This is a genomic window from Azospirillum sp. (assembly GCF_050789165.1).
Genome location: NZ_JBOZRT010000129.1, coordinates 1 through 24,772 on the forward strand (window position 1 = coordinate 1; position 24,772 = coordinate 24,772).

27 protein-coding genes and 1 tRNA gene are annotated in these 24,772 nt (G+C 69.7%); 6 read left to right on the forward strand and 22 right to left on the reverse strand.

Features of this window, described 5'->3' with window-relative positions; genetic code table 11:
• The first annotated feature begins 160 nt into the window (after positions 1-160).
• Together ACRWK7_RS27465 and ACRWK7_RS27470 are read left to right on the forward strand one after the other, a co-directional pair.
• Positions 161-697 (forward strand): ferritin-like domain-containing protein, encoded by a 537-nt coding sequence (locus ACRWK7_RS27465; protein ID WP_431859754.1) that lies wholly within the window; start codon positions 161-163, stop codon positions 695-697.
• 68 nt (positions 698-765) lie between these two features.
• The gene (locus ACRWK7_RS27470; protein ID WP_431859756.1) at positions 766-936 is read left to right on the forward strand and encodes a DUF1289 domain-containing protein; all 171 of its coding nucleotides are present in this window, start codon (positions 766-768) and stop codon (positions 934-936) included.
• 47 nt (positions 937-983) lie between these two features.
• Here ACRWK7_RS27470 and ACRWK7_RS27475 read toward each other — a convergent pair whose 3' ends face one another.
• Entirely contained in the window at positions 984-1,193 is a 210-nt protein-coding gene (locus tag ACRWK7_RS27475) for a hypothetical protein (protein WP_431859758.1), read from the reverse strand.
• Positions 1,194-1,306: 113 nt separating this feature from the next.
• Positions 1,307-1,753: a PA2169 family four-helix-bundle protein gene (locus tag ACRWK7_RS27480; protein WP_431859760.1), complete on the reverse strand. Its 447-nt coding sequence runs from the start codon at positions 1,751-1,753 to the stop codon at positions 1,307-1,309.
• Positions 1,754-1,900: 147 nt separating this feature from the next.
• Here ACRWK7_RS27480 and ACRWK7_RS27485 point away from each other — a divergent pair, with 147 nt between their 5' ends.
• Positions 1,901-2,413 (forward strand): ferritin-like domain-containing protein, encoded by a 513-nt coding sequence (locus ACRWK7_RS27485; protein WP_431859762.1) that lies wholly within the window; start codon positions 1,901-1,903, stop codon positions 2,411-2,413.
• Here the strand turns inward: ACRWK7_RS27485 and ACRWK7_RS27490 are convergent.
• The 3 genes from ACRWK7_RS27490 to ACRWK7_RS27500 all read right to left on the reverse strand — a co-directional run bounded on the left by ACRWK7_RS27490 (position 2,355) and on the right by ACRWK7_RS27500 (position 3,667).
• Positions 2,355-2,978 carry a YgjV family protein gene (locus ACRWK7_RS27490; RefSeq protein WP_431859764.1) on the reverse strand — a complete coding sequence of 208 codons (624 nt, stop codon included), beginning with the start codon at positions 2,976-2,978 and terminating at the stop codon, positions 2,355-2,357. The genes ACRWK7_RS27485 and ACRWK7_RS27490 overlap by 59 nt on opposite strands.
• 159 nt (positions 2,979-3,137) lie before the next feature.
• Entirely contained in the window at positions 3,138-3,404 is a 267-nt protein-coding gene (locus tag ACRWK7_RS27495) for a hypothetical protein (protein ID WP_431859766.1), read from the reverse strand.
• Between the two features lie 186 nt (positions 3,405-3,590).
• A tRNA-Arg gene (locus ACRWK7_RS27500) sits at positions 3,591-3,667 on the reverse strand.
• 197 nt (positions 3,668-3,864) lie between these two features.
• On the opposite strand from ACRWK7_RS27500, the gene gpt reads away from it, so the two are divergent.
• Positions 3,865-4,347, forward strand: coding sequence for a xanthine phosphoribosyltransferase (gpt, locus tag ACRWK7_RS27505; protein ID WP_431859768.1), 483 nt, complete (start codon positions 3,865-3,867; stop codon positions 4,345-4,347).
• A 3-nt stretch (positions 4,348-4,350) separates the two neighbouring features.
• Here gpt and ACRWK7_RS27510 read toward each other — a convergent pair whose 3' ends face one another.
• The 13 genes from ACRWK7_RS27510 to ccoN form a co-directional block, all read right to left on the reverse strand.
• Complete coding sequence (locus ACRWK7_RS27510) at positions 4,351-5,205, reverse strand: ABC transporter permease (RefSeq protein ID WP_431859770.1); 855 nt, start codon at positions 5,203-5,205, stop codon at positions 4,351-4,353.
• The gene (locus ACRWK7_RS27515) at positions 5,202-6,149 is read right to left on the reverse strand and encodes an ABC transporter permease (protein ID WP_431859772.1); all 948 of its coding nucleotides are present in this window, start codon (positions 6,147-6,149) and stop codon (positions 5,202-5,204) included. Before ACRWK7_RS27515 ends, ACRWK7_RS27510 begins: the two co-directional genes overlap by 4 nt.
• Before the next feature lie 159 nt (positions 6,150-6,308).
• On the reverse strand, positions 6,309-7,802 hold the full coding sequence (locus ACRWK7_RS27520; RefSeq protein WP_431859774.1) for an ABC transporter substrate-binding protein: 1,494 nt from the start codon (positions 7,800-7,802) through the stop codon (positions 6,309-6,311).
• 59 nt (positions 7,803-7,861) lie between these two features.
• A complete protein-coding gene (locus tag ACRWK7_RS27525) occupies positions 7,862-8,878 on the reverse strand; it encodes a P1 family peptidase (RefSeq protein WP_431859776.1) in 1,017 nt (338 codons plus the stop codon).
• A gap of 430 nt (positions 8,879-9,308) precedes the next feature.
• Positions 9,309-10,046, reverse strand: a complete 738-nt coding sequence (locus tag ACRWK7_RS27530; protein ID WP_431859778.1) for a Crp/Fnr family transcriptional regulator — start codon at positions 10,044-10,046, stop codon at positions 9,309-9,311.
• Positions 10,047-10,154: 108 nt separating this feature from the next.
• Positions 10,155-10,322: a cbb3-type cytochrome oxidase assembly protein CcoS gene (gene ccoS, locus ACRWK7_RS27535; protein WP_431859780.1), complete on the reverse strand. Its 168-nt coding sequence runs from the start codon at positions 10,320-10,322 to the stop codon at positions 10,155-10,157.
• On the reverse strand, positions 10,243-12,705 hold the full coding sequence (locus ACRWK7_RS27540; RefSeq protein WP_431859782.1) for a heavy metal translocating P-type ATPase: 2,463 nt from the start codon (positions 12,703-12,705) through the stop codon (positions 10,243-10,245). Before ACRWK7_RS27540 ends, ccoS begins: the two co-directional genes overlap by 80 nt.
• 12 nt (positions 12,706-12,717) lie before the next feature.
• Positions 12,718-13,233 (reverse strand): FixH family protein, encoded by a 516-nt coding sequence (locus ACRWK7_RS27545; RefSeq protein ID WP_431859784.1) that lies wholly within the window; start codon positions 13,231-13,233, stop codon positions 12,718-12,720.
• 23 nt (positions 13,234-13,256) lie between these two features.
• On the reverse strand, positions 13,257-14,777 hold the full coding sequence (gene ccoG, locus ACRWK7_RS27550; RefSeq protein ID WP_431859786.1) for a cytochrome c oxidase accessory protein CcoG: 1,521 nt from the start codon (positions 14,775-14,777) through the stop codon (positions 13,257-13,259).
• A gap of 365 nt (positions 14,778-15,142) precedes the next feature.
• The gene (gene ccoP / locus ACRWK7_RS27555) at positions 15,143-16,033 is read right to left on the reverse strand and encodes a cytochrome-c oxidase, cbb3-type subunit III (RefSeq protein ID WP_431859788.1); all 891 of its coding nucleotides are present in this window, start codon (positions 16,031-16,033) and stop codon (positions 15,143-15,145) included.
• A gap of 3 nt (positions 16,034-16,036) precedes the next feature.
• On the reverse strand, positions 16,037-16,198 hold the full coding sequence (locus ACRWK7_RS27560) for a cbb3-type cytochrome oxidase subunit 3 (protein ID WP_109119760.1): 162 nt from the start codon (positions 16,196-16,198) through the stop codon (positions 16,037-16,039).
• Positions 16,199-16,213: 15 nt separating this feature from the next.
• Positions 16,214-16,963: a cytochrome-c oxidase, cbb3-type subunit II gene (ccoO, locus tag ACRWK7_RS27565; RefSeq protein WP_431859790.1), complete on the reverse strand. Its 750-nt coding sequence runs from the start codon at positions 16,961-16,963 to the stop codon at positions 16,214-16,216.
• 18 nt (positions 16,964-16,981) lie between these two features.
• Positions 16,982-18,478 (reverse strand): cytochrome-c oxidase, cbb3-type subunit I, encoded by a 1,497-nt coding sequence (gene ccoN, locus ACRWK7_RS27570; RefSeq protein ID WP_431859792.1) that lies wholly within the window; start codon positions 18,476-18,478, stop codon positions 16,982-16,984.
• Between the two features lie 241 nt (positions 18,479-18,719).
• Here ccoN and ACRWK7_RS27575 point away from each other — a divergent pair, with 241 nt between their 5' ends.
• On the forward strand, positions 18,720-19,256 hold the full coding sequence (locus ACRWK7_RS27575) for a hypothetical protein (RefSeq protein ID WP_431859794.1): 537 nt from the start codon (positions 18,720-18,722) through the stop codon (positions 19,254-19,256).
• A 114-nt stretch (positions 19,257-19,370) separates the two neighbouring features.
• Complete coding sequence (locus tag ACRWK7_RS27580) at positions 19,371-20,567, forward strand: class I SAM-dependent rRNA methyltransferase (RefSeq protein ID WP_431859796.1); 1,197 nt, start codon at positions 19,371-19,373, stop codon at positions 20,565-20,567.
• Between the two features lie 101 nt (positions 20,568-20,668).
• Here ACRWK7_RS27580 and ACRWK7_RS27585 read toward each other — a convergent pair whose 3' ends face one another.
• The 4 genes from ACRWK7_RS27585 to ACRWK7_RS27600 all read right to left on the reverse strand — a co-directional run bounded on the left by ACRWK7_RS27585 (position 20,669) and on the right by ACRWK7_RS27600 (position 24,673).
• Positions 20,669-21,469, reverse strand: coding sequence for a class I SAM-dependent methyltransferase (locus ACRWK7_RS27585; protein ID WP_431859798.1), 801 nt, complete (start codon positions 21,467-21,469; stop codon positions 20,669-20,671).
• Positions 21,470-21,564: 95 nt separating this feature from the next.
• Positions 21,565-22,866, reverse strand: coding sequence for a class I SAM-dependent RNA methyltransferase (locus tag ACRWK7_RS27590; RefSeq protein WP_431859800.1), 1,302 nt, complete (start codon positions 22,864-22,866; stop codon positions 21,565-21,567).
• A complete protein-coding gene (locus ACRWK7_RS27595) occupies positions 22,863-24,242 on the reverse strand; it encodes a multicopper oxidase family protein (protein ID WP_431859802.1) in 1,380 nt (459 codons plus the stop codon). The genes ACRWK7_RS27590 and ACRWK7_RS27595 overlap by 4 nt, the downstream gene beginning before the upstream one ends.
• On the reverse strand, positions 24,239-24,673 hold the full coding sequence (locus tag ACRWK7_RS27600; RefSeq protein ID WP_431859805.1) for an acyl-CoA thioesterase: 435 nt from the start codon (positions 24,671-24,673) through the stop codon (positions 24,239-24,241). Before ACRWK7_RS27600 ends, ACRWK7_RS27595 begins: the two co-directional genes overlap by 4 nt.
• Positions 24,674-24,772 lie beyond the last annotated feature (99 nt).

Genomic DNA, 24,772 nt, shown 5'->3' on the forward strand with positions numbered 1-24,772 from the left:
ACGGGCGCGAGCCGACGGCGGACCCGGCGCTGGCGATGCGCGCGGCGCTGGAGGACGACGGCTTCGGCCTCGGCATCTTCCTGGCCGGCAACCGCCGTCCCTTCGCCCCGGCCGGAAAGCCGGTCGCCACCATCGACCAGCTGGATCGGGAGTTCGCCGTATGACCGTCGCCAAAATCGCTAACGGCGCCACCAGCGTGGGCCTGTTCCTCGCCCACGCCGTGGAGCTGGAGTCGGAAGCCGCCGATCGTTACGACGAGCTGGCCGACAGCATGGAAGCCCACAACAACCGCGAGGTTGGGGAGCTGTTCCACAAGCTCGCCGGCTACTCGCGCCAGCACCGGGACGAGGTGAAGCGCATCGCCGCCGAGTTCGGCCCGCTGCCCAAGGTCGAGCCGTGGGAGTTCCAGTGGGATAACACCGCGGAGTCGCCGGAAGCCGCGGCGTTCGAGAACGCGCACTACCTGATGACGGCGCACCACGCGCTGAAGATGGCGCTGATCTGCGAGACGCAGGGCCAGAAGTACTACGCGGCGGTCGCCGCGGAGACCAAGGATCCGACCGTCGCCAAGCTCGCCGGCGAGTTCGCCGATGAGGAGGGCGGCCACGTGGAGCTGGTGCGCCAATGGCTGCAGCGCTACCCCGCCCCGCCCGAGGGCTGGGACGACGACCCCGACCCGCCGAACTATTCCGAGTGACGCGGGACCGGTGCTAAGCTAAACGCAAGGGAGCCTTCGGGCTCCCTTGTCGTTTTCGGGCTCACGTCATGTCGTTCGACGAAGACCACGTTCCCTCACCCTGCACCCGCGTCTGCACGCTGGACGACGCCGGCGTCTGCCTGGGCTGCAAGCGCACGGTGGACGAGATCAAGGTGTGGCGCAGCCTCGATTCGAATGCGAAACGAGCCCTGCTGAAGGTGATTGAGGGACGAGAATAGAGCAAGTCCCTCCCCCGCCTGCTGCGGGGGAGGGACTGGAAGCACCCTTACGCCGCGCGCGTCACGGTCAGGCCCTCGGCCGCGAGGCTCTCGCGGATGTCCTTGAACTTGCGCACATAGCGGTTGCGGTAGGTCTCGAAGTCGGCCGCGATCGCCTTCTCGGCGTCGGGGCGCTTGGAGAATTCGTCCACGCGGTGCGGGTTCTCGGCGCGGTACAGGGCGAAGGCACCGGCGTTCAGCAGCTCATCGTTCATCATTGTTTCATACCTCGCAAAAAGCGACCCTTTGATACAGGAATAGCCGCTCCGCAGCCGAACAGCAAGAGACCTTGCCGCGCTGCACAATGCGATTAACGCCTACCACTTAGGATTCATGCCGCCGTATCGCGCAGGGCTGCCATGCGGTCGAGATCGGTGCGGATGCGGCCGAGGTGCTGGCGCACCACGTCGGCGATCTCCGGCGGCAGCTCCTTGGCCAGCGCTTCGTCGTAGAGGCGCACGCATTCCGTCTCACCGCGCTGCACCTCGCCCAGGATGGCCTCACGGTCGTGCCCCATCACCGCCGCGCGCAGGCCGAGGAAGAAGCGGTGGGCGCCGCCGACGATGGTGCCGCCGATGTCCGGCGCGCCGCCCTGCTCGGCGACCAGACGCTGCAGCTCGCGCACGATGGCACCGCGTTGCGCGGCGAGGTCGCTGAACAGCGCCTGGAGGTCGTCGTCCTCGCCGCTCTCGGCCGCCTGCTGATAGCCCTCGTGGCTGTCCTGGACGATCCGGATGAGGTCGTTGAGGGTATCGACGATCTCGTTCTTGCCCATCATGGCCACAACCCCGCCCAGCCCGACACACCGAGACTCAACCCACGGCCCAGGCAGAGGTTCCCCCGCCTGTGACGGATCCACACCGCCGCTGTTGAGAGGCAGCACGACCCATTTGGGCATTCCGGGATCGAAACGAAGGAGGACGAGGTGGCTAACGCCAAGGAGCAGCTGATCGACTGGCTGCGCGACGCCTACGCCATGGAGACCCAGGCGGCGGAGATGCTGGAGCGCCAGGAAGGGCGCATCACCAATTATCCCGAGATCCTGGCCAAGGTGAAGGAGCACATCCAGGTCACCCAGCGGCAGGCCGACCGCCTGAAGCAGTGCCTGCAGCGCCTGGGCTCCGACACGTCGGCGATCAAGACCGGCATCGCCATGCTGATCGGCAACGCGCAATCGATTTCCGGCGTCTTCGCCGAGGACGAGATCGTCAAGGCCGGCATCTTCAACTACTCGTTCGAGCAGTTCGAGGCCGCCAACTACCGCGCGCTGATCGCCGCCGCGCAGCACTGCGGCGAGACCGAGATCGCCCGCCTGTGCCAGGAGAGCCTGGACGAGGAGATCGAGATGGCGAACTGGATCGAGCAGCGCCTGCCGCAGCTCACCAAGACCTACCTGCAACGCAAGGAGCAGGGCGCCGCGGCGGAAGCCAAGCGCTGACGCGGTCCGCCGCGCCGACGCGGCCGCCGGTTCCCGCCGGCGGCCGTTTCGTTTTCTGGCGCCACAGGCTCCACAGGTGGCCGGACAGCGCCAGCGCGTCGGAGCCCAGGCCGAACATCGATCCCGCCAGCGCGTTGTGGCCGGCGCCGAACAGCGTGGCAGTGGCGTAGCAGCCGCGCATCGCCCCCATCGAGGTCTGCCAGCGGCCGACCGTTCCCAGCACGAAGCCGATGGCCGAGAACGCCGTCATAACCCCGTGCCACGTCGCCGCAGCGACGCACAGCCCCGCCGGCAGCGTGGCGAGGAACAGCGCGCGGGTCCACGCCGGCCGCTCCTCCGGGTAGGCGGTCGCCATCTGCACCAGCCCGAGGGCGCACATCAGCGTGCCGGTGCTCGCCCCCAGCAGGCCGTAATGGATCGCGAACAGCAGTGCGCCCGCCGCCTGCACGGCGAGGCACGCGCGCCGCGCGGTGATGAGCGTCGATGTGGTTCCGAGGATGAGTCCGGCACACCCGGTCGCGGTGGTCAGCGAGAGCGCCGGAAGGACGTCGGACAGGATCACCATGGTGGCCCCCCTTGTTGGTTCCGGTTGTGCTGCGCCGCAGCAAGAGGCGCGGAACCTAGGCGCGGAGGGTTAAGCGGTTATGAACGCCGCGGTGACCAAAAGCGGCTTATGTCTTTGATTCGGATTGAGGAATTTCGGCGCATTCCGTACCGCTGACGGTCAGCGGCACTCGAACCGCAGCAACTCGGTGCCCGGATTGCGGTCGATGTCGGCCAGCGCGGCGCGCTTGGCGTAGCGGCCGCAGTGCTCGCTCGCGTACACCAGGACGGTGTCGCGGCTGGTCAGGCTGTTCTCGTACTCGACGGTGATCGACTGCGGCGACTTCTCGACCGCGTGGTAGGTGCCGCCCCACACAAGCGGCGTGCACGCGGCCAGCGCCAGTGGCGCCAGAGCGGCCGGCGCAAGGATCCTGTTCGGAGCGGTCATGATGCGCCTGCGGAAAACGGTCCTGATTTGCGGACACCGTACGGCGCCGGACTTGCGCGGGGGATGGGGCGGTTTGCCACTGGACCTTCGGCGCGCGGTATTAATACCGTCACGACCGTGCAGGTGCCGGAAACGACAAAGGCCACCCAGAGGTGGCCTCGTGTCGAAGATCACGGTGAAGCAGGATGGCGCGCCCGAAGAGATTCGAACTCCTGACCCCCAGATTCGTAGTCTGGTGCTCTATCCAGCTGAGCTACGGGCGCATCCTGTTCTCCGGAACCGAGGAGCGTTGCTCCCCGTGGAGGCCGGCAACTTAGCCAAATCGCCCCGACCACGCAAACCTTTTTTTCGATTTTTTTTCAGTCGCCCGAAATCCAGCGTTTCCGCCGTTTTTCCGCACCCATGGACGCGCGGATGGGGTTGGGCTATATCAGCGCGCATCGCAGAGGAGAGTCGAGCCGTGGGCGAAAAATCGTACGAACGTGGGTTTCCGGTGTCCTGGGAAGAGCTGCACCGCAACGCCAAGGCACTGTCGTGGCGGCTCATCGACAAGGGGCCGTGGAAGGGCATCATCGCGGTGACCCGTGGCGGCCTGGTGCCGGCGGCGATCATCTCGCGCGAGCTGGAGATCCGCCTGATCGACACGGTGTGCGTCTCCACCTACGACCACCAGAACCAGCGCGAGGCCCGCGTCCTCAAGGGCGTCGAGGGCGACGGCGAGGGCTGGCTGATCATCGACGACCTGGTCGACACCGGCAAGACCGCGGTGATCGTGCGCAAGATGCTGCCCAAGGCGCACTTCGCCACCATCTACGCCAAGCCGGCCGGCCGCCCGCTGGTCGACACCTTCATCACCGAGGTCAGCCAGGACACCTGGATCTTCTTCCCCTGGGACGTCGAGCCGCAGTACGCCACGCCGCTGGCCAAGCAGCGCAACGGCTGATCCTCAGCCGAGCGTCGTCGCCTTGTGGCGCGGGTCGAGCAGGTCGCGCAGCCCGTCGCCCAGCAGGTTCAACCCCAGCACCGCCAGCGCGATGGCGGCGCCGGGGTAGACCGCCTGCATGGGGGCGGTGAACAGGTAGGTCTGCGCGTCGCCCAGCATCTTGCCCCAGCTGGGCGCCGGCGGCTGGATGCCGAGGCCGAGGTAGCTCAGCGCCGCCTCGTTCAGGATGGCGACGGCGAACAGGATGGTCGCCTGCACGATCACCGCTCCCGCCACGTTGGGCAGCACATGCACGACCGTCACCGCCGTCGGCCCGCGGCCCAACGCCAGCGCCGCCCGCACGAACTCCCGCCGCCAGACCTGGAGCGCCGCGCCGCGCGTCACCCGCGCCAGCACCGCCACGTTGAACACGCCCAGCGCCAGCACGGCGTTGATCGCACCGGGACCGAGCAGCGCGGTCAGCAGGATGGCCGTCAGCAGCGCCGGGAAGGCGAACAGCAGGTCGGCCATGCGCGCCACGCCCTCGTCCGGCCAGCCGCGCCGCGCCGCGGCGATCAGGCCGAGCGGCACGCCGCCCAGTACGCCGATCCCCACGGCGGCGGCGGCCACCGCCAGCGAGTTGCGCGCGCCCACCATGATCATCGACAGCGCGTCGCGCCCGAAATGGTCGGTGCCCAGCCAGTTGGCGGCGCTCGGCGGCTTCAGGCGGGCGATGACGCGCACCTGCTCGGCCGGGTACGGCGTCCACAGCAGCGACAGCACCGCCACCGCCACCACCAGCCCGGTCAGCGCGGCGCCGAGCAGCAGGCTGCGCGGCAGGCGCCGGCGGGGCACGTCGGGATCGGCGTCGGAGGTCATGTTTCCACCCGCGGGCGCGGGTCGATGACCGCGTAGGCGACATCGACCAGGAAGTTGACGGCGACCACCAGCACGGCCAGCAGCACCACCACGCCCTGCACGACGATCAGGTCGCGCTGGCTGATCGCCTGATAGACCAGCCGGCCCAGGCCCGGCAGCGTGAAGACGTTCTCCACCACCACCGCCCCCGCCACCAGGAAGGCGAACTGCAGGCCGAGCACGGTGGAGATCGGGATCAGCGCGTTGGGCAGCACGTGGCGGACCATCAGCGCCCACGCTGACACCCCCTTGGCCCGCGCGGTGCGGACGTAGTCCTCGCGCATCGTGTCGAGCACGGCGGAGCGGGTGACGCGCGCCAGGATCGCCGCCTCCGGCAGCGCCAGCGCCACCGCCGGCAGCACCAGCGCCTTGCATGCCGGCCAGACACCCCCCTGCCAGCCGGGAAAGCCGCCCGCCGCGAACCAGCCCAGTTGCACGGCGAAGCCGAGGATCAGCAGGATGGCGAACCAGAAGCTGGGCACCGCGATGCCGACCTGCCCGAACGCCATCACCGCCCAATCCCCCGCCCGGTCGTGCCGCGCCGCGGCGTACAGCCCGAGCGGCAGCGCGATCAGCGTGGACAGCACCAGCGCGAACCCGGCCAGCGGCAGCGTGACCGCCAGCCGCTCCAGGATCAGCGCCCCCACCGGCCGGGCGTAGGTGTAACTGACACCAAAGTCGCCGGTCAGCATCCCCGCCACCCAGCGCAGGTAGCGGACCACCGCCGGCTGGTCGAGGCCCATCTGGGCCCGCAGCGCCGCCAGGGTGTCCGGCCGCGCCTCGGTGCCCAGCATCAGCAGCGCCGGGTCACCGGGCAGTACGTTGAGGATGGTGAACACCAGCAGCGTCGCCAGCCACGCGGTCACCGCCAGGATCAACAAGCGGCGGGTGAGGAAGGGGATCATGGGGTCAAACAACCAAGTCCACACGGATTGCACGAATTACACGGATTTTCTTTGATGCTTGCGGCGCACCGGCGTTCCCGTGAGCCTTTGCTGCGCACGATCATGAAAAATCCATGTAATCCGTGACCAAATCCGCGAAATCCGTGTGAATTCAGGTGTTCACTGCCAGCGCACGCCGGTGACGTCGTTCACCTGGTACGGCCGGTTCTTCCACATGCCGACCAGCTTGGCGTTCTCCACGGTGACGATGGGCAGCTGGAACAGGAAGCCGTTCACCGCGTCCTCCGCCAGCACGCGCTGCATGGAGCCGTACAGCTCCTTGCGCTTCGCCGGGTCGAGGGTGCGCTCCAGTTCGGCGTTCAGCGCGTTGAAGCGGTCGCTCTTGTAGCCGAAGTAGTAGTCGGGACGGGAGTAGATCTCGATGTCCAGCGCCTCGGTGTGGGCGACGATGGTCAGGTCGAAGTCCTTGCCGCGGAACACCTTCTCCAGCCACTGCGCCCATTCCAGGTTCTCGATCTTCACGCGGATTCCGGCCTCGGCCAGCATGGCGGCGATCAGCTCGCCCGAGCGGCGGGCGTAGATCGGCGGCGGCAGGCGCAGCGTCGCCTCGAAGCCGTTCGGATAGCCGGCCTCGGCCAGCAGCGCCTTCGCCTTGTTGACGTCGTAAGGATAGACATTCGTAAGGTCAACATACTCCGGCCGGTTCGGCGCGAAGTGGCTGCCGATCGGCGTGGCGAGGCCGGACATGGCGCCGTCGATCAGCGTCTTGCGGTCGATGGCGTGCGCCAGCGCGCGGCGGACGCGCACGTCGTCGAAAGGCTTCCTGGCGTTGTTGATGGACAGCAGCGTCTCGCCCTCGCCGACGCCGGTCATCACGCGGAAGCGCGGATCGTTCTGGAACTGCGGCAGGGCCTCGAAGGTGTTGAACTGCACCACCGTATCGACGTCGCCGGCCAGGATCGAGGAGACCTGCGCCGCCGGGTCGGCGATGAAGCGGAAGGAGACGCGCTCCAGCGCCGGCTTCGGCCCGTCGTAGTCGGGGTTGCGCACCAGGATCACGCGGTCGCCGGCGATCCAGCGCTCGAACTTGAAGGGACCGGTGCCGACGGGGTTCTGCTTGTCGGTCGGCTGCGTCTCGGCCGACTGGATGACCGCGGCGCCCAGGCCCATGTGGAACAGGAACAGGCCGTCGGGCTGCGACAGCTTGACCACCGCCGTCTTCGGGTCGGGCGCCTGCACGTCGGCGATGGCCTTGAACCATGCCTTCTGCGGGTTGGTCGAATCGGCGGCCCGGGCGCGGTCGAGGGTGAACTTCACGTCGGCCGAGGTGGCCGGCTTGCCGTTGTGGAACTTCGCGGCGTCGCGCAGCGTGAAGGTGTAGGTGGTCTGGTCGTCCGACACCGTCCAGCTCTTGGCGAGGCCGGGGCCGACGTTGCCGTCGGCGTCGATGCGCGTCAGCGCCTCGTAGAGGTTGACCAGCGTCACCTCGGCGATGGCGGCGGCGGCGCTGGCGGTAGGGTCGAGATTCGGCGGCTCCAGCTGCATGCCGACCACGAGGTCGGTGCGCGTCTGCGCCCAAGCCGTCTCGGGCGCGAAGCCCGGCAGCAGCGCCAGCACCGCCGCGCACGCGGCCCCCAGAGTCCAACCCCGCATGACCCGACCTCCCCCGACATCGTGATTTGAGCGGATGATGCGGCGCGGCCGTGCCGAGTTCAAGGCCGCTGGAGCGCCCGACCGTGGAGTTCCCGGTATCCGGGAAACGGCCCCAGCCCCTCGGCGTGGTAGACCGCGCGCCCGATCGCCCGCGCCACCACGTCGGCGGCGTGCGAGCCGAGGCGGGCGAGGTGGTACGCCCGCGGCTCCGGCAGCGGCCGGGTGCCGGTGGCCAGCGCGTAGAGCGTGTCGCCGTCGAAGGGCGTGTGCGCCGGGCGGACCGCGCGGGCCAGCCCGTCGTGCGCCATGGTGGCGAGGCGCAGCGCCTCCGCCTTGGTCAGGTCGGCGTTCACCGCGACGACGCCGATGGTGGTGTTGGCGGCGGCGCGGGCTATGACGTGCTCCGGCAGGCCGGGATCCGGCGGAATCGGGCCGGTGGGCAGCGGCTGGCCGCCCATCTCCCCCTCCAACTCCAGCGCCCAGGCCCACAGCGTCGGCTGCCCCGGCATGGTGGCGGAGCCGAACGGGTTGGCGGCGATCAGCGCGCCGACCTGCAACCCGTCGTCGGTGACCAGCGACGCGCTGCCCAGCCCGCCCTTGATCGTGCCCGCCTTGGCGCCGAACCCGGCGCCGACGTTGCCCAGCGGAAACACCAACGACGCCGTTTCGCAGGCGGAACGGGCGAGACCGGGGAACGGTGGACGCTCGCCCCACTCCTTGTCGCCGCCGTTCAGCAGGTCGAACAGGATGGCCGCCGGGACGATGGGCACGCGCACCGGCCCGACGTCGTAGCCCCGCCCCTGCCCCGCCAGCCACGTCGCCGCGGCGCTTGCCGCCTCCAGCCCGAAGGCCGAACCGCCGGACAGCACCACCGCATCGACCCGGTCGACGAGGCAGGAGGGGTTCAGCGCGTCGGTCTCCCGCGTTCCCGGCGCCCCGCCGCGCACGTCCACCGCGGCGACGGCCGGCGCGTCGGGCAGCACCACGGTGACCCCGGTGCGCACCCGCGCATCCGCCGCGTTGCCGACCCGGATGCCGTCCACGTCGGTGATGAGGTTGCGGGGGCCTGGGCGCATGGGTGCCTTTCTTACCCTCCCTCGCCTCCGGCGGGGGAGGGAGGGGCCCAAGCGAAGCTTGGGAGGGTGGGGGCTACGGCCTGCCGGGACGGGGAATGGAACACCGTGAAACACCATGGAACAGTGTGCAGGGGGCGTTCAGTACGTCCTTGGCAACCGAAGCGAATAGGATCCTGATCCTATAACGGAATGCCTGGATTTTCAAGGATTTCCGTCACCAGAGAGGCCATAGCCCCACCCTTCCCGCTCTCGGCGGATCCGAAGGATCCGCCTGCCGCGTCAGCGCAAGCGAAGCTTGCGCGAGAGCTTTGCGGGCCCCTTCCACCGGTTGCCCACTAGTCGGGCAACCGCGTTCCGCCTACGATCGCCTTCGGCGCTCGTTGCCTGCGGCACCGGCTTCACGCCCCCGCCAACGGCGAGGGAGGGAGGATCAGCAGCCCTCGGCCATGTCGTAGAGGGCGTCCATGTCGGCGATCATCACCTTGTTGCCTTCCTGCAACGAGATCACCCCGGCGGTCTTCAGCTGGGTGAAGGTGCGGCTGACCGTCTCGGTCGTCAGGCCCAGGTAGTCGGCGATGTCGGCGCGGCTCATCGGCACGTAGACCGGGTTCTCCTTGTGCCCGCGCCGCACCGCGCGCTGCGAGAGCATCAGCAGGAAGGAGCAGATCTTCTCCTTCGCCGTCTTGCGGCCGAGCAGCAGCATCTGGTCCTGCGCCGCGGCCAGCTCGTTCGAGGCCATGGAGAACAGGCGGCGCTGCATCTTCGGGAACTCGTCCATCAGCGCGTCGATCTTGCGCCGCGGGAACTTGCACACCGAGGAGCTGGTCACCGTCTCCGCGGTGTAGGCGTAGCTCTCGTTCACCGCCAGGCCGAGGAAGTCGCCGGTCATCAGGAAACCGGTGATCTGCCGGCGCCCGTCGGGCAGCAGCTTGTACAGCTTCACCGTGCCGGAGGTGACGTTGTAGAGCGTGTCCGCGGCCTCGCCCTCGGAGAAGAGGGTGTGGTTGGCGTCGACGCGGACGGTCTGCAGGATCTCGGCGAGACGGCGGAGTTCCTCGGGATCGAGCGCGGCACAGACGGTCAGACTCCGGACGGGGCACGCCCCGCAGGGGTTCATGTCGGAGGCCGCCGCGGTGTCGCGGGGCCGGCTCAGATCAAACGGAGGCATGGCAACTCGGCCCTAACCGTCCCAAGCCCTCATCATGGGCAGAATCCCACGACTTCGCAACCTTACTTGCAGCGTGGGTTTTTCCAGCCACCCGATCGGGCTACCCCGTCAACGCCGTTCGGGCGAGGGCGGCGGGGGCTCGTCGTCGAACAGGATGCGGTTGGCGGCGCCGTCCAGATCGTCGAACTGGCCGGACTTAAGAGCCCACAGGAACGCGATCAGCCCCAGGCCGCCCAGGCTGAGCGCCGCCGCGATCATGTACAGAAGCTCGGTCATGGTTCAGGTCTCCCGGCCGACGGGTGCGGGCCAGCCGCAGCGCGTTGGCGATGACGATAAGCGAGGACGACGACATCGCCAAGGCGGCGATCAGCGGAGTCAACAGGCCGCACACGGCCAGCGGCACGGCGAACAGGTTGTAGACCAGCGCGATGGCGAAATTCTGGCGCACCAGCGCGCCGGAGCGGCGGGCGACGAACAGCGCCTCGGTGATCGGCGCCAGGAGACGGCCCTGGAACACCACGTCGGCGGCGGTCTGGCTGACGTCCACCGCGGTGGACGGCGACATCGAGACCGAGGCGGCGGCCAGCGCCGGCGCGTCGTTCAGGCCGTCGCCGACCATCATGACGGTGCGGCCCTGGTCCACCAGCGCGTGCAGCGCCGCGGCCTTGTCGGCCGGCGTCTGCTCCGCCTTCCAGTCGTCGATGCCCAGGCTCCGGGCCACCGCGGCGACGGCGGCGCGGCGGTCGCCGGACAGCAGGCTGACCGCCTTGCCCTGCGCCTTCAGCGCCGCCACGACGGCCGCGGCGTCGGCGCGCGGGGCGTCGAGGAAGGTGATGCGCAGGTGCGGCCGACCCGGGCGGGCCAGCCACAGCTCGGGGCCGGGGGCTTCGTTCAAGAATCCTGGGGCGGGCTCCGGCGCGCCGGTGAAGCGGCGGCTGCCGAGGCGGACCTCGCCGTCGGCGGTGTCCATGGCGAGGCCGGCGCCGGGGATCTCGCGCACACCCTCCGCCACCGGAACGTTCGGCACGGCGCGCACCAGGGCGCGGGCCAGCGGGTGCTTGCTGGCGCCGGCCAGCGCCGCGGCGGCGCGCAGCGCGTGCGGGTCGAGGCCGTCGAGCTGCGGCACCGGCCGCCCCTCGGTCAGCGTGCCGGTCTTGTCGAACACCACGGTGTCGACGCCGGCCAGCTGCTCCAGCGCGGTGGCGGTCTTCAGCAGGATGCCCTGGCGCATCAGGCGGCCCGACGCGATGACCTGCACCACCGGCACCGCCAGCGCCAGCGCGCAGGGGCAGGTGATGATCAGCACCGCCACCGCGTTCATCAACGAGTCCTGCCAGTCGGCGCCCATCAGGAACAGCCAGCCGAGGAAGGTGGCGAGGGCCGACACGTGCACCACCGGCGCGTACAGGCGCGACACCCGGTCGGCGATGGCGACGTACTTGGCGCGGCCCTGCTCGGCCACCTCCATCAGGCGGACGATCTCGGCCAGCAGCGTGCCCTCGCCCACCGCGGTGACGGTCAGGCGCAGCGGCGCGGAGAGGTTCAGCACGCCGGCGAACACCTGGTCGCCGGGGCGGACGGTGGCCGGCACGCTCTCGCCGGTGATCAGGCCGGTGTCGACGTCGGACACGCCGTCGGCGATCCGGCCGTCGACGGGCACGCGCTCGCCGGTGGCGATCAGCACGGTGTCGCCGGGCTTCACCTGCTCCGGCGGCACGATGAGCGAGCGGCCGTCGGGCTGGAGCACGGTCACCTGGGTGGCGCGCAGGCCGATCAGCTGCTCCGCCGCCGAGCGCGCCCGGCCGCGCGCCCGCTGGTCGAGGTAGCGCCCGATCAGCAGGAAGAACAGCAGCATCGTTGCGCCGTCGAAATACGCGTGGAGACCGCTCTGCGTGGTCTCGAACAGGCTCATCGCGGCGGTGAGTGTGACGCCGATGGTGATCGGCACGTCCATGTTGGTGCGGCCGCGCCGCAGCGCGCCGAAGGCCGAGCGGGCGAAGGGCCGCACGGCGTAGGCGATGGCCGGCAGGCCGATCAGGGCCGACAGCCAGTGCATCAGGTCGCGCGTGGCCGTGCCCATGTCGTTGTAGCCGGACCACACGGAGACCGAGAACAGCATGATGTTGCCGGCGGCGAAGCCGGCGACGGCCATGGAGCGCAGCAGTTCCTTCTCGGTCTTCAGCTGGTCGCTGCCCAGCCGCTCCGGGTCGAAGGGCACGGCGCGGTAGCCGAGGCGGGTGATGGTGTCCACCGCCGTGTTGGCGTCGGTCTCCGCCGTGCGCCAGGTGATGGTCAGCCGGCGCGTCGTCATGTTGAGGCGCGCGTAGGTGACGCCCGGCGTGCGCGCCAGCGCCGTCTCGATCAGCCAGACGCAGGCGGCGCAGTGCAGCCCGTCCACCATCAGGTGCAGCGTCGCCGTGCCGTCCTCGCCCGGCTTGGCATGCGGCGCGAAGTCCACCGCCGGGGCGTCGGACTCCGGGCGCAGCGGGCGGGCCTGCGGATCGACGCTGCGCCGCTCGTAATAGCGTTCCAGCCCGAGGCCGCGCACGAGGTCGTACGCGGCTTCGCAGCCGGAGCAGCAGAACGGGCCCGGCTTGTCGGGGCTGGCGGGGTCCGAGCCGGCAGGGATCTCCTGCCGGCAGTGGAGGCAGACGGACATGACGGGACCCGGTTACTGGACGAAGACGCGCTGCTGGTCCTGGTAGTCGCCGGTGGCGTGCTCGATGACCAGACGGACGTCCCAGATGCCCGGCAGCGGCAGGTCGAGCGCCGCCACGTAGCGGCCGTCGCCGGCGTACTCGGGCGTGATGGTGCGGTCGTAGCCCTGCATGGTCGGGCGGATGAACTTCATCCGCACCTTGGCGTCCTTCAACAGGTTGCCGTGCTTGTCGTGCAGGTTGAGCGTCACCTTGCCCTTGCCGGGTTCCGGCGAGACGAAGGCGAGGTCGACCTTCCAGCCGCGCTCCGCCTGCGCCTTGGCGCCGGCGATGTCCTGGTTGTACTTGATGCCCTTGACGAAGTGGTCCTCGGTCTCCAGCCCGTTGAAGGTGGAGGTGGCGAAGTAGATCATCGCCCCGTTCACCGCGATCACCACGCCGAAGAACGCGAAGAAGATGAAGGGGATGTACCAGCCCGGGCGCGGCCCCGGACGCGACACGCGGTTGGCGGCGTCGGTCGTCATGCTCATCGTTTCCTGCTCTCCCAAGAGCGCTAGTTGCCGGGGCCCATGAAGACCGTATCCCGTTTGGCGGTCTCACCATTGGCCGAGGTTAGACGGAAGGTAAGCGGGGTCGAGGCGTCTTTCAAACCCGCGCGCGGCACGGTCACCAGGATTCGATAGGTGGCCACCGTGTCCGGCGCCGCGGCGAGGCGCAGCGAGGTGACCGGGTCCTGCCGTTCGCCGGCGGTGAACATGGTGGCGCCGGCCACCCCTTCGACGGTCAGGGTGTAGTCGCGCGGGTCGCGCGTCATGTTGGCGATCTTGAAGGTGTAGGCGTTGCGCACCGAGCCGTCGGACAGCACCGCGAAGAGCGGCGCGCGGTCGCGCAGCACGGTGATATCCAGCCCCGGCCGCAGCAGCAGGCCGGCGGCGATCATGCCGCCGACCACCACCATCATCAGCGCGTAGATCAGCGTGCGCGGGCGCAGCAGCCGGTATTTGGCCGGCTTTCCGGTGGTGGCGACGGCGATCTGGTTGGTCTGGGTGTCGAACTTGACCAGCCCCTTCGGCCGGCCGATCTTCGTCATGATGTCGTCGCAGGCGTCGATGCACAGGCCGCAACCGATGCACTGCATCTGCAACCCGTCGCGGATGTCGATGCCGACCGGGCAGACCTGGACGCAGTTGAAGCAGTCGATGCAGTCGCCGTAGCCCTCGGCCCGGCGCTCGTCCCAGGACTGCGACTTGCGCAGGGGCCCGCGGCCCTCGCCGCGCCAGTCCTCGTAGGTGACGATCAGGCTGTCCTCGTCGAGCATCGCCGACTGGAAGCGCGGCCACGGGCACATGTAGGCGCAGACCTGCTCGCGCGCGAAGCCGGCCAGCAGGTAGGTGGTGGCGGTGAACAGGCCGATGAAGCCCAGCGCGGTGGCCGACGCCTGGAGGTGCAGGATGTCGCGCAACAGCGTCGGCGCGTCGGTGAAGTAGAAGATCCACGCGCCGCCGGTGGCGAGCGAGATCAGCAGCCAGACGGCGTTCTTCGTCGCCTTCCGGCGCAGCCTGGTGAAGGACCATTTGCCCTGGTCGAGGCGGATGCGCTCGTTGCGCTCGCCCTCGGTCAGCCGCTCGACCCACAGGAACAGGTCGGTCCACACCGTCTGCGGGCAGGCGTAGCCGCACCAGACGCGGCCGGCCAGCGAGGTGGCGAGGAACAGCCCCAGCGCGGCGAGGATCAGCGCGCCGGTCAGGTAGTAGATCTGCTGCGGCCACAGCTCGATGAAGAACAGGTAGAAGCGGCGGCCCTCGATGTCGAGCAGAACGGCCTGGTCCGGCGCGTTCGGCCCGCGGTCCCAGCGCACCCACGGCAGCGCGTAGTAGATGCCGAGCAGGACCACCAGCGCCGCCCACTTGATGGTGCGGAACGGGCCGGCAACCGACTTCGGGTAGACCTTGTCGTGCTTGGCGTACAGCGACTTGGCGGTGCGGCGGGGCGGCCGCGCCGGCGTGCCGGGCGGAGTCTGGACCGGGTCCTGCGCCAGCGCCGGGGCGGCGGGCGGTTCGGTGGCCGTGCTCATGAGGATGCCTGCACTTTTTTGTTTTTGCGGATGCCGCAGCCGACATGGGCCGGGCCCGCGCTGCGACTATGGCGGCGGAACGTCGCAGGGGCATTGCGTTGAATCAACCGCACCCCTTGACGCGCGTCAATTTTTCCGGGGGGTGGCACGGAAAAACGGCGCCGCGCTCTCTTCATCGTCATCCCCGCGAAGGCGGGGATCCATAATTCCCAATGCGTCCTCTATGCCGGTTATGGATCCCCGCCTTCGCGGGGATGACGGCCAAGGGAGGTTGCTCCCAAACGCCCCTAAACCATTCCCCGCAAAAGAAAAGTGCCGGGGAGTTACCTCCCCGGCACCAGTCCTTCACAGCCTTGGGCGTCGGCTTACTTGCCGCCGCCCAGGTTGTGGACGTAGACGGCCAGCTGCTTGATCGTGGCGTCGTCCAGGCGCTTGGTCCAGGCGGGCATCACGCCGGCGCGGCCGTTCGTGATGGTCTCGACCAGCGTGGCCTTGTCGCCGCCGTAGATCCAGTTGGCCTGGACCAGCGGCGGGGCGCCCACCTCGATGCCAGCGGCGACGGAGCCCTGCGCCTTGTCGCCGTGGCAGGCGACGCAGTTCTCCTCGAACACCTTGGCGCCCGCGGCGGCCTTGGCGGCGTCGGCCGGCTTCTTGTTGAGCGACAGGATGTAGTCCGACACCTGGTCGATCTGCTCCTTCGTCAGGATGCCGTCCTTGCCGAAGGCGGTCATGCCGACGCCGACCGTGGCGCGGGTGTCGCCGTCATCGGCGCGGATGCCGTGCTGGATGGTCTTGTAGATGTCGGCGGTGGTGCCGCCCCACAGCCACACGTCGTCGGCGAGCGTCGGGAAGCCCTTGGCGCCCTGGCCGCCGGCGCCGTGGCACGCGGCGCAGTTCTCGTTGAAGACCGAACGGCCGCCCGCCATGGCGAACGACAGCAGGTCCTTGTCCTTCTGGATCTCATCGACCGACTTGGCGGCGATGGCCGTCAGGTACTTGGCTTGGCCGGCCTTGGCCGCGGCCATGTTGTCGGCGATCTCCTGCCGCATCGACCAGCCCAGCAGACCCTTGGTGTAGGTCTTGCCCAGCGGCCAAGCCGGATACAGCACGTAGTACACGATGGACCACGCGATGCAGACGTAGAAGATGTACAGCCACCACTTGGGCAGCGGGTTGTTCAGCTCCTTCAGGCCGTCCCACTCGTGACCGGTGGTCTCGACGCCGGAGAGAGCGTCCTTTTCGATGTTGCGCGCCATGGTTCAGAACTCCTGGCCATCTTCCTTGAGCGGGATCTGGGCGGCCCGGTCAAACTTGCCGCGGTTGCCCGGCCACATCGCGTAGACGATGATTCCGGTGAACAACAGGGCGAGCCAGACCGTCCAGAAGGACCGCAGGGCAATCGTGATCGAATCCAAGTCCATGGATTCCTCCGCCGCTTACTGCTGCAGCTGCTTGGGCGACTGGTACTTGGTGAAGTCCACCAGCGTGCCGAGCACCTGCAGGTAGGCGACCAGGGCATCCATTTCGGTGACGTCCTTGTTGCCCGTGAAATTGGCCACCACGGCCTTCGGATAGCGCTTCTGGAAGGCCGCGAGCGCCTTGGAGTCGGCGTCCGGGTTCTTCTGAAGGGCCAGGTCGGCCTTGGCGTTGGCGATCTGATCGTCCGAGTACGGGACGCCGACGACCTTCAGGGTCTTGAAGTGATCGGCGACGTCGTCGAACTTCAGCGGACGGTCCTTCATCCAGGCGTAGCCCGGCATGATGGACTCCGGCACCACCGCGCGCGGGTCGACCAGGTGGGCGACCTGCCAGTCGTTGGAGTACTTGCCGCCGACGCGGGCCAGGTCCGGGCCGGTGCGCTTGGAGCTCCACTGGAACGGCTTGTCGTACATGCTCTCCGCGGCCAGCGAGTAGTGACCGTAACGCTCCACCTCGTCGCGGAACGGACGGATCTGCTGGCTGTGGCAGTTGTAGCAGCCTTCGCGGATGTAGATGTTGAAGCCGGCCATCTCGAGCGGCGTGTAGGGACGAACCCCGTCCACCTTCTCGATGGTCGATTCGATGGTGAACAGCGGGACGATCTGCACCAGACCGCCGATGGACACCGTGATCAGGATGAGCACGATGAGAAGGAGCGTGTTCCGCTCGATCGTATCGTGGCTAAAACCCTTCTTTTCCTCAGCCATATCTCAGGTCCTCTCGGCTCAGGCCGCGCCGACGGCGGTCTTGTGCGGGGCCGAAACGTAGGGCTTCTCGATGCGGACATCGCCCTTGGCCGTGCGCCACAGGTTGTAGACCATGATCAGGGCACCGGCGACGAACAGCAGGCCACCCATCGCACGGATCACGTAGAACGGGTGCATGGCGGCAACCGTCTCCACGAACGAGTACTGCAGGAAGCCGAGGTTGTCGTAGGCGCGCCACATCAGGCCCTGCATGATGCCGGAGACCCACATGGCGGTGATGTACAGCACGATGCCGATGGTGGCGGTCCAGAAGTGCAGGCTGACCAGACGCAGCGAGTAGAGCTGCTGGCGCTTCCACAGGACCGGGACCAGGAAGTAGATGGCGCCGAAGCTGATGAAGGCCACCCAGCCGAGCGCGCCGGAGTGCACGTGGCCGACCGTCCAGTCGGTGTAGTGCGACAGCGCGTTGACCGCCTTCACCGACATCAGCGGACCCTCGAAGGTCGACATGCCGTAGAAGGCCACCGAGGCGACCATGAAGCGCAGGACCGGGTCGGTGCGCAGCTTATCCCAGGCACCCGACAGGGTCATGATGCCGTTGATCATGCCGCCCCAGGACGGCATCCACAGCATGACCGAGAAGGTCATGCCCAGCGTCTGCGCCCAGTCCGGCAGCGCGGTGTAGTGCAGGTGGTGCGGGCCGGCCCAGATGTAGAGGAAGATCAGGGTCCAGAAGTGCACGATCGACAGGCGGTACGAGTACACCGGACGCTCGGCGCGCTTCGGCACGAAGTAGTACATGATGCCGAGGAAGCCGGCGGTCAGGAAGAAGCCCACCGCGTTGTGGCCGTACCACCACTGCACCATGGCGCTCTGCACGCCCGACACGAAGGTGTAGCTCTTCATGCCGAACAGCGAGACGGGCAGGTTGACGTTGTTGCCCAGGTGCAGCACGGCGACGGTCAGGATGAACGCCATGAAGAACCAGTTGGCGACGTAGATGTGCGACTCGCGGCGCGTCATCACCGTGCCGACGAACACCACGGCGTAGAGCACCCAGATGACCGTCAGGTAGAGGTCGAGCGCCCACTCCGGCTCGGCGTATTCCTTGCCCTGGCTGTAGCCAAGGACGTAGGAGAGCGCGGCCAGCACGATGAAGATGTTGTAGTTCCAGAAGATGAACTTCGACAGCCCCTCGCCGCCGAACAGGAACTGCCGGCTGGTGCGCTGCACCGAGTACAGCGACGTCGCGAACAGGACGTTGCCGCCGAAGGCGAAGATCACGGCCGAGGTGTGCACCGGCCGCAGGCGGCCGAAGCTGGTCCACTCCAGACCGAGGTTGAGGGCCGGAAACGCGAGCTGGAGCGCGATGAACACACCGGCCAGGAAGCCGATGACGCCCCAGAACACAGCCGCGATGACGAAGAGCCGAATGACGTCTTCGTAGTAACGGACGTCTTCCGACACCCGCTGGCTGCCCAGGGCGGCCCCTGGGGTCAGAGTCGCTGATGCCATACAATCTCTCCCGTTTGCCCCGGGCGGCTCGGGCGACGCCCGTGAGGATGCACTACCGCTGGGTCTTCGTTGAGGAGGGTGGAAACCGCGCAAACGGCCGCGCACGCACGCGCCGAAACCCGGTTGCCACCAATGCGGGCACACTATGAAAGGCGATGGTTAAGAACATTGATCTACGTCAACGACCGGTTCGGCTTAGCCGGCCATCGTTCGGCCTATGCTCCAGGTCTCGGAAGTGGGAATGGACGACGGATTCATCGCCAAACCCTTGGGAAAGCGCCAGATCGACCAGGCGTTTCCCGTCGTGCGGGCGGTCCTCCCCGACCTCGGGGTGGAGCGATGGCGCGCTTTTGCCGCAGCCATGCTTGACCAAACTCAAGGCGCCGGCGACGCCCGTATGCCACGCACGGGGATCATGACCGTGCAGAACGAGCGCGGCTACATCCACGGGCTGTTCTCCTACGCCACCGAGGAGAACCTGCATCACGGCCGGATTCTCGCGGTCGATAACTTCACCGTCCACGACCTGTTCAATCTTCAGGGCGCCGCGGCCGCGTTGCTGCGCGCCATGGACGGCATCGCCCGCGGTCTCGGCTGCGCGGCCATTCACACGAATCTGCCGCAGGCGTATTCGACGTCGGTGAATTACTGCAACCCGGTGCTGAACTGCTTCCGCGAGGAAGGGCATGCACTGGAAACGCTGCGCCTGTGCAAGCCGCTGGACGGCGCCAACGACAACCGCTCCACCCCGCTGCCGACCGCCCATGACGGGGAGTAGGAGCCTCCTCCCCCGTCTGTAATCTTTCAGGGTGCGGCATTTTGACCGGCCCCTTGCAAAGCGCCTTCGCGACTCCGATTGCGCACGGCGGCGGAGTCGCTAGGATGCGGCGCCATGACCGACATGCCCAAACTCCCGACCATCCGCCTGCACACCGGCCGCCAGAAGCGCCTCCAGCACGGCCACCCCTGGGTCTATTCCAACGAGGTCCAGATGGACCAGCCGGCCAAGGCCGTGCCGCCCGGCAGCGCCGTGCGGCTGGTGGACGCCGGCGGCACGCCGCTGGGGATCGCCACCTTCAACCCGCACACGCTGATCGCGGCGCGGCTGCTGACGCCCGACGCCGGCGCCGTCATCGACAGCGCCTGGCTGGCCGAGCGGCTGGCGCGCGCGGTAAAGTTGCGCGAGCGGCTGTTCGACCGCCCCTTCTACCGCGTCGTGCACGCCGAGGCCGACGGGCTGCCGGGGCTGATCGTCGACCGCTACGGCGACGTGGTGACGGTGCAGGCCAACTCGGTCTTCATGGACCGGCGCATCGACGACATCCTGGCGGCGCTGGACGCGGTGATCGCTCCGCGCGCCGTCATCCTGCGCAACGACAGCACCCAGCGCGCGCTGGAGGGGCTGCCGGAGGAGACGCGCCTCGCCAAGGGCGAACTGGACGGCCCGCTGCGGCTCGAGGAGAACGGCAACGCCTTCTTCTGCGACCCGCTGGGCGGCCAGAAGACCGGCTGGTTCTACGACCAGCGCGACAACCGCGCCTACATCGCGTCGCTGTGCCAGGGGGCGCGGGTCATCGACTTCTTCAGCTACAACGGCGGCTTCGCGGTGACCTGCGCGACGCGCGGGGCCGCGTCGGTGGTGGCGGTGGACCGCTCGCAGCCGGCGCTCGACAACGCGACGCGGGCGGCCGAGGCCAACGGCGTGGCCGGCATCTTCGAGGCGCGCCGGGCCGAGGCGTTCCAGGAGCTGGAGCGGCTGGCCAACGCCGGCGAGACCTTCGACGTGGTGATCGTCGATCCGCCCGCCTTCGTGAAGTCGAAGAAGGACCTGGCGGTCGGCTGCCGCGCCTACCGCAAGATGACGCGGCTGGCCGCGCGCATCACCGCGCCGGGCGGCTTCCTGTTGGCGGCGTCGTGCAGCCACAACGTGGACCCGCCGACCTTCGCCGAGCAGGTGGCGCGTGGTCTGGTGGACGCCAAGCGGACGGGGCGCATCCTGCGCTCGTCGGGAGCCGGGAGCGACCACCCGGTGCACCCGCACCTGCCGGAGTCGGCGTACCTGAAGGCGATCGCGCTGCAGCTGGACTGACGGTTTGCCCCCTCCCCCGCGTTGCGGTGGAGGGGGCAGAGCGGCGGAGTTCCCTCCACCTCGAAGAGGGGGAGGGTTAGGGAGGGGGCAGGCGACGCCGATCAAGCACTCGCCACCACCACGTGCGCCTGCTGCTTCCCCTCGACCGGCCCGTTCCCGAACCGCCGCGCCACCGCCTCCGTCGCCCGCTCCGTCACCTCGCCCAGCCGGTCGGCGGCGCGCGCCTCGATCTCGTGGCGCAACGGCGAGCCCTGGCAGAAGCCGAGGGCCGGATCGGCGGCCGACGGCGCGCGGGCGGGGAGCGCCACCGTCTCGACCTCGATCCGCCCGAAACCGGCCGCGCGCAGGTCGGCGCGGATCCGCTCCACCTCGTGGTAGCCGTGCGGCGAGCGGGCCAGGAAGCCCGGCGGGTCGTCGGGGAAGAGGGCGGCGACCGCGTCGTGCACCACCTCCGTGATCTCGTTCTCGGCCAGCCGGTCCCACACGCTGAACAGGAAGCGGCCGCCCGGCCGCAGCACCCGGCGCGCCTCGGCGAAGGCGGCGGGCTTGTCGGGAAAGAACATCGCCCCGAACTGGCAGACGACCGCGTCGAACCCGTCGTCCGCGAAGGGAAGCTCCAGAGCGTTGGCCGGGCGCCACGTCACCCGCGGCGACTCCAGCCGCTGCGCCGCGAGGTCGAGCATCGGCTGGTTGAGATCGGTGGCGGTGATCGCCGCGTCCGGCAGCGCGCCGGCCAGCGCCCGCGTGGCGATGCCGGTGCCCGCCGCGGTCTCCAGCACCCGCTCCGCCGCACCGAGGCGCCGCACCAGATCGGCGGCGTAGGGCGCGAACAGCATCGGCCCGAGGTGGCGGTCGTACAGCGCGGGAATCGATCCCGCGAAGGCCTTGTCGGCGCTGGTCATGGCGCGTCCTCCGCCGGTGTGGCGACACGGCCAGCGTAAACCGTCGCCGACGACGCCCGGCGGCGCGCTTCGGAGGGGGCGGCGCACTCTTCCGGTCAGGGCCGCGCGAACACCCCGACCACCTCCACGTGCGCCGACCAGAGGAACTGGTCCACCGGGTAAACGCGCTTAAACGCGTACCCGCCATCGGCCAGGGTCCGCGCGTCGCGGGCGAAGCTGGCGGGGTTGCAGGACACCGCGACCACCAGCGGCACCTTGGAGTCGGCCAGCGTCTTCGCCTGCTCGGCCGCGCCGGCGCGCGGCGGATCGAAGACGACGGCGTCGAAGCGCGCCAGCTCCTTGGCCGTCAGCGGGTTCTCGAACAGGTTGCGGCGCTCGGTGGTCAGGCGCAGGCCCTGCACGGCGCGGCCCACCGCCGCCACCGCCGCGGCGTCGCCCTCCACCGCGTGCACCGCCGCCGCCTGCGCCAGCGGGATCGAGAAGGTGCCGAGCCCGGCGAACAGGTCGGCGATCTTGCCGGCCGGGCCGACGTTGTCCAGGACCGCGGCGACGAGCGCGGCCTCCCCGGCGGCGCTGGCCTGGAGGAAGGCGCCGGGCGGCGGCACCACGGCCACGCCGGCGAAGCGGGCGACCACCGGCGCGCGGTGCGCCACCGGCTCCACCGTGCCGCGGTCGTCCGGCTGCCAGGACAGGCGCGCCACCCCGGCCGACTCGGCGAACGCCACCAGACGCTCGCGCGCGGCGAGGTCGATCGCCTTCGGCCCGACCAGCAGCAGGTCCACCCCGCCCTCCAGGTCGGCGAGCACGGCGTCGCAGCCCTGCCCGTCCGGCAGCACCTCGGCCAGCACGGCGCGCAGCGGGGCGAGCAACGCCTCCAGCCGCGGCACCAGCACCGGACAGGCGGCGAGGTCGACCAGCCGGTGGCTGAGTCGCTCGTTGAAGCCGAGCCAGACCTTCCTGCCCTTCTTCAACGCGGCCAGGCGCGCCCGGCGGCGGGCGGCGGGCGCGGTGCGGGCCAGCGGCGCGAAGGGCACGTCGTCCAGCTTCACCCGGGCCAGCGCGCCGCGCACCAGCCCGACCTTCCAGGCGGCGTAGGCGTCGTCGGCCATGTGCTGCAGCGTGCAGCCGCCGCAGGTGCCGAAGTGCCCGCAAGCCGGGTCGCCGCGGCCGGGGCCGGGCTGCAGCACCTCCAGCAGCTCGCCGCGCACGCCGTCGCCCTTCGCCTCGCCGAGGCGGACGCGCACGCGGTCGCCGGGCACGGTCAGCGGCACGAAGACGCGCGTGCCGCCGTCCAGGGCGAGGCCGTCGCCGCGCGCGCCGACCTCGGCGATGGTGAGCTCGACGGTGCGCGGGGCGGACTGCGGTGTCCTTGGAGGCTTGGGGCGGCGGGGCTTCACGACACCCTCAGCACGGCCATCATGCCGGCCTCCTGGTGCTCCAGCACGTGGCAGTGGAGCATCCAGTCGCCGGCCTCCTCGGCGACGAAGGCGATCTCGGCGGTGCCCTGCGGGGGCAGCAGCTCGGTGTCGCGCCATTCGGCGCGGGCGACGGGCGCGCCGTTGCGCTTCAGCACCTGGAACGGGAAGCCGTGCAGGTGCATGGGGTGCCACCACGCGGTGTCGTTGACGAACTGCATGGCCACCGTTTGGCCGCGTTTGACGGTGATGAGCGGCTTCAGGTCGTGGCCCATGGGCGCCTCGCCGTTCAGGGCCCAGAACGGCCCCTCCGGCGTCATCCGCATGCCGTTGGGCAGCCGGCCCATGGCGCCGCCCTCGATCACCACGTCCTGGCGCACCGCGGCGGCGAGGTCGGGCGCCGGCAGCGGGTTGGGGGTCAGGCGGACCGGCGCGTCCAGGGGCGAGTCGCGCAGCGGCGCCTCCGCGCCGTACGCCAGCCGGGTCAGGCGGTAGGTCTGGCGCGGGTAGAAGGAGTCCACCACGTCGAACCGCTCGCCGGGCTTGCCGGCCATGTCGACGATCAGGTCGGCGCGCTGGCCGGGCGCCAGCACCAGCCTGCCCGCCACCGGGTGCGGCTCGACCGGCTGGCCGTCCAGCGCGATCACCTGCGGCGCGTGGCCCTGGAAGTCCAGGCCGAACACCCGCGCGTTGGCGGTGTTGACGAGGCGCAGCCGCAGCCGCTCGCCGGCGCGCACGGCGACCTCCTCGACGATGGCGCCGTTCAGCGTCGGCGTGTTGCCGAGGCGTCCGGCATGGCTGCCGTCCATCGGGTGGCCGAAGTCGTCGGTGAGCCGGGCCTGCTTGTCCAGCCGCCAGTCGCCGAGCACCCACAGCAGGTCGCGGTCGACGCGCGGCGGCTCGCGCTCCTCGACCACGAAGGCGCCGGACAGGCCGCGCGCCAGTTGCTGCGCGCTGTTCGCGTGCGGGTGGTACCAGAAGGTGCCGGCGTCCTTGAGGGCGAATTCGTAGTGGAAGGCGCCGCCGGGCGGCACCACGGTCTGCGACAGGTGCGGCACGCCGTCCATGGCGTTGGGCACGCGCAGCCCGTGCCAATGGATGGTGGTCGGCTCCGGCAGGTCGTTGGTGAAGGCGATGCGCGCGGCGTCGCCCTGGCGGAAGCGCAGCGCCGGCCCCGGCACCGTGCCGCCATAGGCCCAGACGTCGGTCTCCGGATAGCCCTTGCCGACCAGCGCCCGCCGCGCCGGGGCGGCGGCCAGCGTCACCGCGCCGTCCGCGGCGCGCGCCGTCCGCGGCAGCGCGGCGCAGGCGCCCAGCGCGGCGGTGCCGGCGAGCAGGCGGCGGCGGGTGAGGATCATGCCGGCCCCAGGTGCTCGGACAGCGCGGCGCGCAGCGGCGGGGGCAGCGGCATCGGGCGATGGGCGGCCGCATCGACGATGACGCACACGCCCTCCTGCGTGGCGACGACCGCGTCGCCGTTGAAGATCGCCGAGCCCAGCGTCACCGAGCTGTTGCCCAGGCGCAGCACGCGCACGCCGACGCGGGCGGTGGCGGGGTACAGCAGCTCCGCCTTGTACTCGATGACGCTGCGGGCGAGCACGACGCTCCACGGCGTGTCGGAGCGGAAGCCGCCGCAGGACTCCATCAGGGCGACGCGGCCGCTCTCGAAATAGACGCCGATGGCGTTGTTGTTGACGTGGCCCAGCGCGTCGAGGTCGGCGAAGCGCACGCGCTCCTCGATCCAGAAACGGTAGGCGGCGGGCTCGGTGAGGATGGGGCTGGCGGTCATGCGGCCAATGTGGCGGGACGGATGGGCGCACACAAGACCGGATCTCGGCCATGCGGGGGATCCCCTGAGAATTCGCGCGCCAACCCCGGTTTGGCGGTG